The 12,788-nt window shown below is 63.3% G+C and carries 13 protein-coding genes; 9 read left to right on the top strand and 4 right to left on the bottom strand.

Annotated elements, in window-relative coordinates; genetic code table 11:
* Positions 1-6 precede the first annotated feature (6 nt).
* Genes LRS06_RS18995 through LRS06_RS18985 form a run of 3 tightly spaced genes read left to right on the top strand, consistent with a single transcriptional unit; the run spans position 7 to position 1,549 of the window.
* Positions 7-441: a hypothetical protein gene (locus LRS06_RS18995; protein ID WP_257872948.1), complete on the top strand. Its 435-nt coding sequence runs from the start codon at positions 7-9 to the stop codon at positions 439-441.
* Entirely contained in the window at positions 438-1,127 is a 690-nt protein-coding gene (locus tag LRS06_RS18990) for an SCO family protein (RefSeq protein WP_257872947.1), read from the top strand. Before LRS06_RS18995 ends, LRS06_RS18990 begins: the two co-directional genes overlap by 4 nt.
* The gene (locus LRS06_RS18985) at positions 1,127-1,549 is read left to right on the top strand and encodes a cytochrome c (protein ID WP_257872946.1); all 423 of its coding nucleotides are present in this window, start codon (positions 1,127-1,129) and stop codon (positions 1,547-1,549) included. The genes LRS06_RS18990 and LRS06_RS18985 overlap by 1 nt, the downstream gene beginning before the upstream one ends.
* A 67-nt stretch (positions 1,550-1,616) precedes the next feature.
* On the opposite strand, the gene LRS06_RS18980 is transcribed toward LRS06_RS18985, so the two are convergent.
* Positions 1,617-3,026: a S9 family peptidase gene (locus LRS06_RS18980; protein WP_257872945.1), complete on the bottom strand. Its 1,410-nt coding sequence runs from the start codon at positions 3,024-3,026 to the stop codon at positions 1,617-1,619.
* A gap of 243 nt (positions 3,027-3,269) precedes the next feature.
* On the opposite strand from LRS06_RS18980, the gene LRS06_RS18975 reads away from it, so the two are divergent.
* The 3 genes from LRS06_RS18975 to LRS06_RS18965 all read left to right on the top strand — a co-directional run bounded on the left by LRS06_RS18975 (position 3,270) and on the right by LRS06_RS18965 (position 6,078).
* Positions 3,270-4,298 carry a sensor histidine kinase gene (locus LRS06_RS18975; RefSeq protein ID WP_257872944.1) on the top strand — a complete coding sequence of 343 codons (1,029 nt, stop codon included), beginning with the start codon at positions 3,270-3,272 and terminating at the stop codon, positions 4,296-4,298.
* Positions 4,295-5,032: a LytTR family DNA-binding domain-containing protein gene (locus LRS06_RS18970; protein ID WP_257872943.1), complete on the top strand. Its 738-nt coding sequence runs from the start codon at positions 4,295-4,297 to the stop codon at positions 5,030-5,032. Before LRS06_RS18975 ends, LRS06_RS18970 begins: the two co-directional genes overlap by 4 nt.
* A gap of 269 nt (positions 5,033-5,301) precedes the next feature.
* Positions 5,302-6,078, top strand: a complete 777-nt coding sequence (locus LRS06_RS18965) for an enhanced serine sensitivity protein SseB C-terminal domain-containing protein (RefSeq protein ID WP_257872942.1) — start codon at positions 5,302-5,304, stop codon at positions 6,076-6,078.
* Between the two features lie 86 nt (positions 6,079-6,164).
* Here LRS06_RS18965 and LRS06_RS18960 read toward each other — a convergent pair whose 3' ends face one another.
* Positions 6,165-6,680: a DUF2062 domain-containing protein gene (locus LRS06_RS18960; RefSeq protein WP_257872941.1), complete on the bottom strand. Its 516-nt coding sequence runs from the start codon at positions 6,678-6,680 to the stop codon at positions 6,165-6,167.
* Positions 6,681-6,778: 98 nt separating this feature from the next.
* Between LRS06_RS18960 and LRS06_RS18955 the strand changes: the two genes are divergently transcribed.
* The 3 genes from LRS06_RS18955 (at position 6,779) to LRS06_RS18945 (ending at position 10,405) form a co-directional block, all read left to right on the top strand.
* A complete protein-coding gene (locus LRS06_RS18955; protein ID WP_257872940.1) occupies positions 6,779-7,717 on the top strand; it encodes a YihY/virulence factor BrkB family protein in 939 nt (312 codons plus the stop codon).
* Positions 7,718-7,835: 118 nt separating this feature from the next.
* A complete protein-coding gene (locus LRS06_RS18950) occupies positions 7,836-9,224 on the top strand; it encodes a DEAD/DEAH box helicase (protein ID WP_257872939.1) in 1,389 nt (462 codons plus the stop codon).
* Between the two features lie 188 nt (positions 9,225-9,412).
* Positions 9,413-10,405: a hypothetical protein gene (locus tag LRS06_RS18945; RefSeq protein ID WP_257872938.1), complete on the top strand. Its 993-nt coding sequence runs from the start codon at positions 9,413-9,415 to the stop codon at positions 10,403-10,405.
* Between the two features lie 79 nt (positions 10,406-10,484).
* On the opposite strand, the gene treF is transcribed toward LRS06_RS18945, so the two are convergent.
* On the bottom strand, positions 10,485-12,083 hold the full coding sequence (gene treF, locus LRS06_RS18940) for an alpha,alpha-trehalase TreF (RefSeq protein ID WP_257872937.1): 1,599 nt from the start codon (positions 12,081-12,083) through the stop codon (positions 10,485-10,487).
* Between the two features lie 132 nt (positions 12,084-12,215).
* Positions 12,216-12,725: a hypothetical protein gene (locus LRS06_RS18935; RefSeq protein WP_257872936.1), complete on the bottom strand. Its 510-nt coding sequence runs from the start codon at positions 12,723-12,725 to the stop codon at positions 12,216-12,218.
* Between the last annotated feature and the right edge of the window lie 63 nt (positions 12,726-12,788).

The following is a 12,788-nucleotide window of genomic DNA, read 5'->3' as shown; positions in this document are numbered from 1 at the left end:
TGCCGCGTGCGTACGTTTTCGATTATTGTTGCCCTACTAAGTGGCCTGAGCGGTCTGCTGACGGCCTGCTCTTCCTCGCCCAATCCTGCCGAGCAGGTAACTGCCGCTGAGCAGCGCGTGCTGGCCTCTCACGACTCGCTGATGGCGCGGATGGACCAGCTCTATTCCCGCCGCCAGCAGCTTCAGGCCCTGCCCGCTGCCGACTCCGCGGGTGCGGGTGCCCGTAGGCGCGCCCTGCTAGCCGCCGAAAGCGCCATGATGAGCTGGATGCACCAGTACCGCAAGCCCGCCGATACCATGGCGCCCGCCCGGCAGCTAACCTACTTTGCCCGGCAGCAGCAGCGCATCGATTCCGTTGGCCTTCTCATGAACAGCAGCCTCGACTCCGCGCAGGCCCTATTGCCCGCGGCCCCTACGGCCGCTTCTCCTTCTTCGTTATGATGCGTTACTTCTCCCTCGAGGCGCTGCGCGGTGGTGCGCTGGCGCTGTCGGCTGGCCTGCTGCTGGCTTCTTGCTCACTCGATTCCAACTCCGAAAAAGCGGCTACCCTGCCCTACATCGGGGAGCGGGAAGTGAAGCCCCGAGCCGACGGTGGCCCGGCCGATACAGTGTTTGCCGTGGTGCCGACCTTTCAGCTCACCAACCAGCAGGGTCAGCCCGTCAATAAAGCCACGTTTTCCGGCAAGGTGTACGTCACGGACTTTTTCTTTGCTACCTGCCCCAGCATCTGCCCCAAAATGCAGAGTGAGCTGCTGCGGGTGTACGAGCAGTACAAGGGCAATCCGCGCGTGGCTTTCCTCTCCCATACCATCGACCCCGACCACGACTCCATTCCTGTGCTGCGCGACTACGCTGAGCGACTGGGCGTGAAGGACGCCAGCCAGTGGCACTTCGCCACGGCCGCGCGCGACACCGTCTTTGGGCTGGCTCACGCCTATTTCACCGCGGCCCAGCCTGATAAGGAAGCGCCGGGCGGCGTGGCCCACAACGGCACCTTTGCGCTAGTCGACAGCAAAGGCCACGTGCGCGGCCTCTACGATGGAATGGTGAAAGCCGAGGTGGACCGCCTCATCCGGGAGCTGCCCGTGCTGCTGAACGAAGAGGAAGCCAACCAGCCTAAACCCTAATGCTTCCGCTGCGCACTTGTCTGCAAGCAGTGGCCGTGCTCCTCGCGGCACTGTGCTTGGCGGGTTGCTTTTCCAACCGCCAGAACGAAGGCGCCAAGCTCTACCAGTCGCACTGCGCCAGCTGCCACGGGGAACAGGGCGAAGGCCTGCGCCGCCTGATTCCGCCCGTAGCCGCCTCCGACTACGTGACGCGCCACCGCGCTACTCTGCCCTGCCTGGTGCGCCAGGGCCAGCGCGGGCCGGTGGTGATAAACGGGGTAGAATATAACCAGGTGATGCCTGGCCACCCCGACCTGACCGACTCGCAGATTGCCAACCTGCTGAACTTTGTGCAGCAGAACTGGGGCAACCACAACGAGCCGTACACCATTCGGGAAGTATCGGAACTGCTGGCACCCTGCAACGGCTCCGACGGTCAATGAAAAGTGAGAGCTGTGAAGTAGGTGTTGTATGACACCTACTTCACAGCTCTCACTTCCTCTATTTTAACTACTTGCTGCTTGTGTGCGCCTTTAGCCAAGAGCCCACAGCTTCCAGAGCCGCCGGGGAGAAGGTTTCTTCCAGGCCCACGTACTCTTGGGGGGCTCCTGTGTCGGCGGTTTGAAAGAGGTGGTTGAGGCCGGGCAACGACCGCACCGTGACGTCGCGGTTACCAGCAGCTTTCAGCCCCTGCTCAATGGCCTGCAGATTTTGACTGGCTGCCACCTGGGTATCCTTGGCGCCGTTGAGGGCCAGCACGGGCACTTTCACCTGGCGCAGATAAGTAGCCACGTCCGTTGTAAGGAAATAGCGCATCCATGGGCCGGTGAGTTGGGCTACTCCCTGCTGGGCTTCCTCCGAGCTTACCTGGGGTTGCAGCTGTTGCACACGAGCAACCAGCAGCTTGGTCAGCGCCTCGGTGCTGGTGCTGGCCGGCTGGCGGCGCAGCTCGGCGAACAGCGCCCCGTTTACGCGCCCCATCTCACCCAGCGAGGCCGTGTCCATGCCTTGCGCCCGGCCAATGTCTTGCTGCTGGCGTAGCAGTACGGCGTCGCCGGCAAGGCCGGGGCCAGCCAGCGTCACCACTAGGTTAGGTCCGCCGGGCTGGGAGGCCGCTTGCCAGGCCACCAGCCCGCCTTCACTGTGGCCGATCAACGCTACTTGGGCAGGCTTGATGTCGGGGCGGGTGCGCAGGTAGGTCAGGGCCGACTGCGCATCGGTGGTAAAGTCGGCGGTGGTAGCCCCCTCAAACGTGCCCCCGGACTGGGCCGTGCCCCGGTCGTCGTAGCGTAGCACGGCAAATCCCTGGCGGGTGAGGTAGTCAGCCAGCACCAGGAAGGGCTGGTGGCCGAGAATGGATTCGTTGCGGTCCTGCGGCCCGGAGCCGCTCACCAGCACCACCGCCGGGAAGGGGCCCTTGCCTTTTGGCAGGGTGAGCGTGCCAGCCAGGCTCAGCTTGGCTTTCGGGTTGGAGAAGCTTACGTCCTGGCTCTGGTAAGGGAACGGCCCCTTGGGGGTTTGGGGGCGGCGCAGGGCAGCCTTTGCGGGGGCCGCGCCGTGCGTCAGCGTGAGGGGCATTTCGGCCCCGCCTTGCTGCCACAGGCCGGAAACCTGCTGCTGATCGGCGGAAAACCGGCCAATAAAGCGCGCTTCCAAGGGCGTAAGGGTCAGGTACAGACTATCGGCGCGCAGCACGGCCCGGGTGAGAGGCATGTCTTTCAGGCCCTGCTGGGGAACCGACAGCGTGCCGCTGAGCGCGGCCGGGCTACCCGCCAGGGTAAACACTGCCTGCAAGTCGCCGGAAGGCAGCTTTAAGCTACCCTGCCAAGTGCCGGCAGGTCCATTGGAGGATTGAGCCAGTGCAGCTGTAGTGGTTAGCAGACTGCCGAGGGCAAGGGCCAGGAGTGAAGATGTTTTCATAGATCAGATTGTCGAACAAAAGGAAAGGCTTTTTCGAAATCCGCGCTGCACAGCGCCGTTTCGATGCCCAAAACTGCCGGACCTATGGCAGGAATAAAAAACGGCCGGACCAACCCACCGGAAAAAAGGATGAACGCCTTACCTGCCGGGATAACCCGCGTTGGTCACGCGGGGTTGGTGGCCGCAGCCCTATCCTCTACTTTCGTCCTGAACCTTGCCGGTTGGTAAGGCCCCGGCTACTGTATGGCTACTTCTATTCTTCCGGCTTCCCGTGCGGGGCTGCCCGCCTGGCTTCGGCTTACATTCCGCGACGCGCTGGTGTGGTCGTCCATGCTTGCCCTGTCGGTGGTGGCCGACCGCCGCTTCCTGACCGGGGACTTCCCCTGGCACGTCTTTCGGGAGTTTCTGGTGTACCTGCTGCTGCCCACCGTGGGCGCGGTGTATGTAAACCACCTGGTGCTGGTGCCCCGCCTGCTCGACCAGGGCCGGTACTTTCTGTACCTGGCCGCGCTGCTGGCCTGGTCACTGCTGCTGGGCGGGGTACTCAAGCTGGTGTTTGCCGGCTTCTACGCCCAGGATTCCTGGGGGCACAGCAGCTTCAACGTATTGTTTGTGCAGCTGCTGGCCATGGGCGTGCTTATGGTATGGCGCTCCATCACCCAGCGCCGCACCCGCCTGCGCACCCAGCTGCTGGAGCGCGACCAGCAGCTGCGCCTGCTCGAGGCCCAGGTGAACCCCCACTTCCTGTTTAATACCCTCAACAGCCTTTACGCCCTCAGCCTCACCCAAAGCCCCCAGACGCCCGATATGCTCCTGGCGCTTTCCGGCCTCATGCGCTACCAGCTGGACAGCACCCAGCGCCCCCGCGTACCCTTGCAGGAAGAGCTGGACTACCTGCGCAGCTATACCGCCCTGCAGGCCCTGCGCCTGGGAGCCCGCTGCCCGCTGGTGGTCGAACTACCCGCCCCCGAGCAGGCGGCTGGCTTCACGGTACCGCCTCTGCTGTTTCTGGCCCTCATCGAAAATGCCTTCACCTACGGCACGCGCCGCGCCCAGGGCTCTTTCGTGACGATAAAGCTGACGCTGGAGGATGGGCAGCTGCAGCTGAGTTTGCGCAACGCCCTGCCTCCGGCCACCGATGCCGGCGGCGGGGCGGGTACGGGCCTAGCCAACACCCGCCAGCGCCTGGCTCTTTTATACCCCGGCCGGCATACCTTGCGCGCCGAAGCCTCGGCCACCGAATTCTGCACCGACCTGGACCTGACCCTATGAACCCTGCTCTCCTGCGTTTGCTGATTGTGGATGACGAGCCCCTGGCGCATGAGGTGCTGCGCACGTACATTGGGCGGGTGGCCCACCTCACCGTGGCTGGCCACTGCTACACCGCCGCCGAGGCCCTGGCGTTTCTGCACCAGCACCCCGTGGATGCCGTGCTGCTGGACATTCAGATGCCCGAAATGAGCGGGCTGGAGTTGCTGCAGGCTCTGCCGCAGCGGCCTCCTGTCATCCTGACGACAGCCCACAGCGAGTTTGCTCTGGAAAGCTACGAGCACGGCGTGATTGACTACTTGGTAAAGCCCGTGCCCTTTCCCCGGTTTCTGAAAGCCGTAGGCCGCCTGCGCCCTACCACGCCGGCAGCTGCTGTTAATTCAACTCCGGCGCCTGGCCCGGCTACGGCACCCGAGGCTTCGGCAGCGCTGCTCCTGCGCGATGGTGCCACCACCCACCGGGTGCCCCTGGCCGATATTCAGCTGCTGGAAGCCTACGGCAACTACGTAAAGGTGCATACCGCGGGCGGCCGCCTGGTGGTGACGGATACGTTGCGCCGCCTGCTCACGGAGCTGCCAGAAGCCGAATTTGTACGGGTACATAAGTCCTACGTAGTGCCCCTGCGCCGGGTGGAGCGGCTGGAAAGTCAGCAGCTGACGGTGGCCGGGCAGGTGCTACCCCTTGGGGCCGCCTTCCGCCAGGATTTTCTGCGGCGCTGGCACCAAACCGCCCAGTAGGCACACGGTTTTAGCGGCAGTGGCGGGGTGCATCTTCCCCAAAACCTCCTTAGCTTGCAGCTTCACCCCGAATTTGACTCCGCAATGGGACTATTTGATTTCCTAAAAAGAAGAACGACGCCCCTACCCCCACGCCGGCCGCCCAGCCCGCAGCACCGACTACGCCCGATGCCCCGGCGCCCACGCCGGAGCGCAAAGGGCCGCGCTATTCGCGCCAGCAGTTCACTTCGCCCACGGCTACGCCGGTTCCGGTGATGCCGCCGATGCCCGTGCCGCCCATTCCCCCGATGCCGCCCCAGCCGGCATTTGTACCCACTAATGCGCTGGAAGAAGCGTTGATGCGCGCCGCCAACGAGCCGGAATTTCGTCCTATCTTTTACCAGCAGCTGCTGAGCCACGAGCTGATCATCCTGCCGCTGCCTGCTGAGGGTCGTGACACCGGCGAAATCACCATTGAGCCTGGCTCGGAGATACAGCTGCAGATGCTCAACGACAACAAGCTGCCCATCTTCAGCTCCGTGGAGCGGGTGTTTGAGGGCGGTATCGTACCCGAGGGCATGCCCTACTTGCGCATGCGCGGCTTCGACTTCTTCAACATGGTGCGTGGGGCCGAGTGCGTGCTCAACCCGTTCTCGCCCGTAGGCAAGCTGCTCACGGCCCAGGAGTTGGAAGAGCTGCTCTCGGGCAACCTGATCGAAGACACGTCCCAGGAAGCGGCGCCCGAAGCCCGGGTGCAGCTCGGTCAGCCCGCCGACTACCCTACCGCCCTGGCCGATTCCGTGCGCGAGTTCAGCCAGGCTCAGCCTTTGGTGAAAGCCGTGTATCTGGCGCAGCTGCAGGTGGAAGGCAGTCCCGAGCCGCCCCGTCTGCTGCTGGGCTTCGATATTGAGGGGGAAGACCCCGCGTTTCTCCAGGACATGGGCCCGTTTGTGCAGCCCCACCTGCGCGAAGGCGAGCTGATAGATATGATGGTTATCAGCACGGCCGCAGATGATCCGCTGGCCGCCTACTTCCGCCAGACCGAGCCGGTATACCAGAAGGCGTAGTTTACGCCGGAATGTTCGTCAGCCACAGCTTCCGTCTTCCCAGGCGGAAGCTGTGGTGTTTATAGTCCGCCTGGGTTTCGTTGGTGCTACTCCCCATTTGCGCGGGCCTGGCGGGCCAGCAGGCGGGCAAAAACCGGCTGCAGGGCCACATACAGCCCCGCCACCACCGGCACCGACACGGCCGCCCACAACAATAGCGCGCCCAGCTCGGCCCGCCACAGCAAGCTCAGCCCCCCGGCCCAGTCGTGGCTGAAGTAATACTGCAGGCGCGCCAAGCTCAGGCGCTGCCCGGCTCCGCCCAGCAGCCGGGCACCCCACTGCAGCAGCGGAATCAGGGCCAGCAGCTGCAGGGGGCTCATCAGGTGGCTTACCAGCAGCAGAGCGGCCACGTTCAGCCGCAGCCGCAAACCCACGGCGGTGGCCATGAGCGTGGTGACGCCCAGCAGCGGCACCAGCCCAAAGCTGATGCCCAGCGCCACCGTCAGGGACAATTGTCGAGGGGTAAGCCCCTGCTTCAGGATGTTCAGCAACGGCATAAGCAGCTTGCGCCGCAGCCAGCCGGGCGGGGCAGATTCGGGCGCGGGCGGAGGCGGTATCGACACAGAAAGGGGCTGAAAGTAGATGAAAAAGTGCTCCGGCGGCGCGTATCTTCGCACAGCGCACCCGCGGCCCTAAGCTCACCGGGTGGGTGAGGCAACTGATGACAAAAGTACGAGAGCCCGGCCAGCCCCGGCCCAAACTGTGGACGGATTTCTTTCTGCTGCTGCGCAAGGCGGCCCAGGAGCTGGGCGCCAACGACCCGCTGCGGCTGGGAGCAGCTACGGCATTCTTCACTTCCTTTGCCCTGCCGCCCATCCTCATTATTCTGGTGCAGCTGCTGGGCTCCCTCTACTCGGCCAGCCTGGTACGCGGGCTGCTGCTTACCAAGCTGGCCAACCTGCTGGGGGCGTCGGCGGCGGAGCTTGTACAGCAGATTCTGGATAACGTGACCAACGTGGAGCGCAGCCGGCTGGTGTCTTGGCTGGGCTTTGGGTTTCTGCTCTTTATTGCCACCACGCTGTTCGTGGTCATTCAGAACTCGCTCAACCAGCTTTGGAACATCCGGCCCCGGCGCACCACTCGCCAGCTTTCCAAGGTGCTGAAAGAGCGGGTCCGCTCCCTGGGGGCGCTGCTGGCTACAGCTCTGCTCACGGTGCTGGCCTTCACCTCCGATACTATTCTGGCCCTCTTCGCCGATTATATCAAGGACTTCGACGCCACCTTCGGCTACTTTCTGGTTCAGCTGCTCAATCAGGCAGTTTCCCTGCTGATTCTGGCAGCCTGGTTTGCGGCCACGTTTCGCAACCTGAGTTTGGCCAGAGTGCCCTGGCGGGCCGTGTTGCGCGGGGCCGTCCTCACGGCCGTGTTCATTGATATCGGGGAATACATTTTGGGTCACCTGCTGGTGCAGCGCAACCTGGGGCCGATTTATGGGCCGGCTTCCAGCCTGGTGCTGGTGCTGCTGTTCGTGTTCTACTCGGCCATGATTTTCTACTTCGGCGCCTGCTTCACGAAAGTCTACGCCCACTACATCGGCATCGATATCCGCCCCAAGAAATCCGCCGTGCGCTACCGGCTGGTAGACGTGGTGGAGGAGTGAATGGCTGAATGATTTTGTGGTTACCGGGCTGTTTTCGGGTTGCCTGCGGAGGCAGCCATTCCGAAACCCATCCAGCCATTCAACAATACGTACCTTTGCCGGCTAATCCCGTGCACTGATGAGTACCCTTACCTTCGCCGACCTCGGCCTTGCCCCTACCTTGCTTCAGGCTCTCGAAGAGCTGACTTTTGCTGCCCCTACGCCCGTGCAGGAGCAGGTAATTCCGATGGCGCTGGCCGGGCAGGACGTGGTAGGGCAGGCACCTACTGGCTCCGGCAAAACTGCCGCCTACGGCCTTTCGGTGCTGCAGCAGCTGGATGTGCAGGTAGATGCCGTGCAGGTGATTGTGCTGGTGCCTGCCCGGGAGCTGGCCTTGCAGGTGCGCGACGCCCTCAAGAAGCTCGGCAAATACCTGCCCAACCTGCGCGTAGCGGCCTTCTACGGCGGCCACGCGTTCCGCGAGGAAACAGCCTCGCTCAAGCAGGCTCCGCACGTGGTAGTGGCCACCCCCGGCCGCCTGCTCGACCACTTCGAGCGGCGCAGCATCATTCCCAACCAGCTGAAAGTGCTGGTGCTGGACGAGGCCGACAAGCTGCTGGAACTGGGCTTCCAGGAAGAGCTGGTGGAGATTATCAAGCGCCTGCCGCGTCGCCGCCAGACCCTGCTGTTCTCGGCCACCATGTCGGACAAAGTACTGGAGCTGATTCGCAAGAACCTCACCCGGCCCCGCGTGGTAAATGCCGGCGAAGACACTGACGAGCTGCCCGAAAACCTCACCCTGCTGGGCCACGTGGGCACGCTGGAGCAAAAGCCCGCCGCCCTGCTGCACCTGCTCAACCAGCCCGAAACCGGCCGCGCCCTCATTTTCTGCAACACCCGCGAGCGGTGCGCCGAGCTGGCGCGCTTCCTGCACGGGCGCGGGGTGGCGGCCGAAATGCTGCACGGCAAAATGCCCCAGCCCGAGCGCGACAAGGCCCTAATGAAGCTGCGCAACGGTTCGGCCCAGGTGCTGGTAGCCACCGACGTAGCCGCCCGCGGCCTCGACGTGACTCTGCTAGATACCGTGGTGCAGTACGATGCGCCCGACAAAGCGGACGGGTTCCAGCACCGCGCCGGCCGCACGGCCCGCGCCGGCGCCGCCGGCACGGCCCACCTGCTGGCTACTCCTAAAGAGCAAGCCCACGTGCAGAAGTGGCCCATAGCAGAAGGCATCAAGTGGACGCCCATGCACGCGCCCAAGCTGCCGCCCGCCGCGCCCAAAGCTCCCCGCCCCGAAAACGTGACTCTGCACGTCTCGGCTGGCAAGAAGGATAAAGTAAGCGCCCACGACCTGGTGGGTGCCTTCGTGAACGTGGGTGGTGTGACCCGCGACCAGGTAGGCCACATCGAGGTGTTCGACTACTACAGCTACGTGGCCGTGCCCCGCCAAATGGCCCCAGAGGTGGTAGAACGCCTGCTGGGCGCCAAGGTGAAAGGCAAGAAAGTGCGCGTGTCGGTAGTGGAATAGCTTGCGCACTTTTCCGAACCAAGGCGGCGCTACGTTGCCCCCGGCTTCTCGCTCGTATTAATACGCTACGGCTGGCTATGGAGGCATAACTCGCAACGGAGAGAGTAAACCCTACTCTCTTGTTATCTTGGGGTCCATTACGAATTATCAAATTGGGCCGGGTTCTTTCGCTGATTATAGCGCTGCTCGTGCTGGCCCATACCGCTGGCCAGGCGCAACGACTGTCGGCGGCTACGCGCAAGGCCGTGATAAAGCTGCGCCACTCGCGCCTGGGGCAGGACAATACCGTTGGCTACGGCATGGGCAGCTCCTGTCCGGCCGACAGCCTTGGCCGTCATGGTTTATGCCAGGCCACCAACGCCGAGCTGACGTACTTATCTAATCAACTCAAACCTAGTCTGCGAACCTATGCCTTCTCGATATTAGTGCGAAGAAGGGCGCCTGAAGTTTTTCCGCTGCTTCTGACTCACCTACGCGACGGGCAGCAGATGTGGGCAAGATACTCACATCATGGCCGTTCCAGCGTGGTGGTCGGTGACTTTTGGCTGGCGCTTGTTAATCCCGGCGAATCTGGCCCCGGCGATTTTACGCTCACTCCGGCGCAGCAAGTCATCATCGATAGTTTGCTGCTGTTTCAGCCGAGTATATGCTTGGAGGCCCAGGCCCAACTGCTCTCAACGCTGCCCGTAAACCCGCGCTATTACCGGCGGGTGCGGCACCTGGCCCACTCGGCTTGGGGTACGCCCGCAGCCCTGCTGCCATTAGCCCGCTATCAGCGCGCCGCAGACCGGCCACTAATCCGGCGTAGCCTGGGCTATCGGGCCGGGCAGCACAACAGCCGGGGCCAACTTGCGCTGGAGGTTGTGCAAACTTTTCCGCACGAAACCTATTACCCGAAGCTGCGGCGCTTGTTCAGCCGTAACCTGGCCTGGAAATACTATAACGCAGATACTTGGCGCTGGCTTTGCCTGGCCCTGGCCCGCTATCCTCGCGCCGAAACCGTGCAGCTGTTTCAACAGATTTTCAGAACCGGAACGTGGCGGCAGCAACAGTTGCAGGTGCCACTACAAGCCGCCCTGCTCCGGTACCCCAGCCCCCAATGGCAGCCGGTGCAGGAGCAGCTGCACCTGACGAAGTACGACCAGGAAAAGGTGCAGGAATATCTGGCGCAACCGGAGTAAGCTACTCTGCCCAACCTGGCTTTACAGTTTACTGCGAAGGATATTTTGCGGAAGATGGCTGAAAAAAATCAGGATACTGCTACTTCCCCACTTCCGGCCCCTCCGGCCACAGCTGGTATTGGTTGAGCAGGCGCAGCAGCACGCCGTTGGTCCAGCCGAAGCCATCCTGGGTGGGGTACTCCCCGCCGCCGGCCGTGAGCTGGGTGTTTTCGACGTTGTATTTCTCCAGCAGCTTGCCGGTTTGCTGAAACACGCGCAGGTTCAGCCCCACCCAGCGGGTGGCAATGGTGCGGGCCAGCGCCTGTTGCTTGTACTGGTTCAGCCCTTCGATGGCCATGTACTGCAGGGGTGCCCAGCCATTGGGCGCGTCCCACTGCTGGCCGCTGTGGTTGAGCGTGGTGACGAGGCCGCCATCTTTCAGGAAGTCGCGCTGCAGGCCGGCGGCCACCTGGTGGGCCTCACTGGCGGAGGCCAGATGGAAGAACAGCGGGAACACGCCGGCCAGGGTGCGCAGGCGCGTCGGCTGCCGGTCCACGAAATCATAATCCACGAACCAGCCGGCCGACGTATCCCAGCAGTAACGGCGGATGGCTTTTCGCCGGACCTGGGCTTTTTGCTCGAAGGCACGAGCCAGGCTGAGCTGCCCTTGCTGGCGGTAGCCGCGGGCCAGGGTCTGCTCCAGGCCGTAGAGCAGGCAGTTCAGATCCACGGGCACCAGCTCCAGGGTGCGGATGGAAGCCAGGGTCTTTTCGTCGCGAAACCAGCGGGTGCTGAAGTCCCAGCCGGAAGCGGCGGCGGCGCGCACGTGGCGGTAGAACTCGGGCTTGGGCTGGGTGGCTTGGCGGGCAGTGGCTACGTCCTCGGCGTAGGATTCCTCGCGGGCATAGTCGCCGGCGTCGTAGTAGCGGTTGAGGATTTCACCCGTGGGTAGGCGCACGGCGCGGCGGGTGGCGGTGCCAGGCGCCAGGGAGTCGGCGCCGGCCATCCAGTACTGATACTCGCGTAGCAGCGGGGGCTGGTAGCGGGGGCGCACGGTGTCACCCTGGGTCTGGGCCAACAGCTCCACCATCAAGGCAAAAAACGGGGGCTGTGAGCGGGTAAGGTAATAGGTACGGTTGCCATTTGGAATAAAACCCTGGCGGTCTATCAGGCTGGCGAAATTAGCGACCATGCCGCGCAGCAGGGCGGTGCGTCCACTTTCGCGCAAGCCGAGCATGGTGAAGTACGAGTCCCAGTAGTACACTTCCCGAAAGCGCCCACCAGGCACCACGTAGGGCTTGGGCAGTGGCAGCAGGGAGCCGTAGCGCCCCACCGAATCCTGGGGCTGGCGCTGCAGCACCGTCCAGAGGGTGTCTAAGTGGTGGCGCAGGCCGGCAGCTACGCGGCTTTGGTAGCCGGCCGTGGGCACGGCGGGCAGCTCGAAGTAGTGCGCCACAAACTGCTTCAGCGAAAAGCCGGGCTGGTTTTTCTGCTGCTGAAAGGCGGCCTCAATTACGGCCGGGGCGGCTTTGGGGCGGGCATCCACGAAGGTTTTGCTGTCGGGAAAAACGCCCCCGAGCTGCACGGCCTCGAAAACGGTGGGGAACAACTGCCGGGGCGAAGGCTGCGCCCGCCCCGCTGGTACCAGCAGTAGCCACAGGCAGATGCTGAGCCCAGCGCGTAGTAAAGATGACTTCATCATGCCCCAAAGTACGCAAGCCCATGCGTAAGGGCTATCTAATGAGCATCCCACCACATATGGAGCATCATTGGCCAGCAGACCTGGCGCCTACGCAGCTGGCAACGCGTATTTCGGTCGGAGCATAACCGCTTACTCCCGGCTTTCGGCGGAAATGGGCTGACCATCTTCCGTGAAATACTGGAAGTGGGCGCTGCTCTTGCCGGCATCGTCGCTGAGGCACTCCACCCGGTACTCCACCCGATTGGCTTCCTGATGGTAGACGGTTTTCGTCACGCGGCCGAGGCGGGCGGCCCCAAGGCGCTGGGGCGTGAGGGCGGCCTGGAGCGCATCGGGCAAGGATTCTACTGACACCTCCGTGGCCGACTCGGTCAGCTCGCCCCGCTCGTTGAAGTTAGCTTCCAGGACGCGGTTTACCCGGTGGGTGAAAAAGCTGTAGGATTCCTCGCCTTTATCCGTGTTGCCGAACACGTAGCACGAATCGATGGGCGCGCCCGGAAAGGCCTGGCTGAACTTTTTCACCACGTAGGCCGGAACCTTCACTTTGTGGGCAGGATCGGCATTCTGCGCGTAATAGGTTTGGGCAAGCGCCGAGACGGGGCCCCCAACGGCCAAGGCCAGGACGAGTAACACTTTATTCATAGTCAGCAGCAAAAGGATGAGCACGTGAGCGGCGGTGCCCTTCAATATACAAACTAGCCGAAT

Origin of the sequence: Hymenobacter sp. J193 (assembly GCF_024700075.1) — a bacterium.
In the GTDB taxonomy this organism is placed as follows: Bacteria; Bacteroidota; Bacteroidia; order Cytophagales; family Hymenobacteraceae; genus Hymenobacter.
The sequence above is the reverse complement of the archived record's forward strand: the minus strand, read 5'-3'. Positions and strand labels throughout refer to the sequence as shown.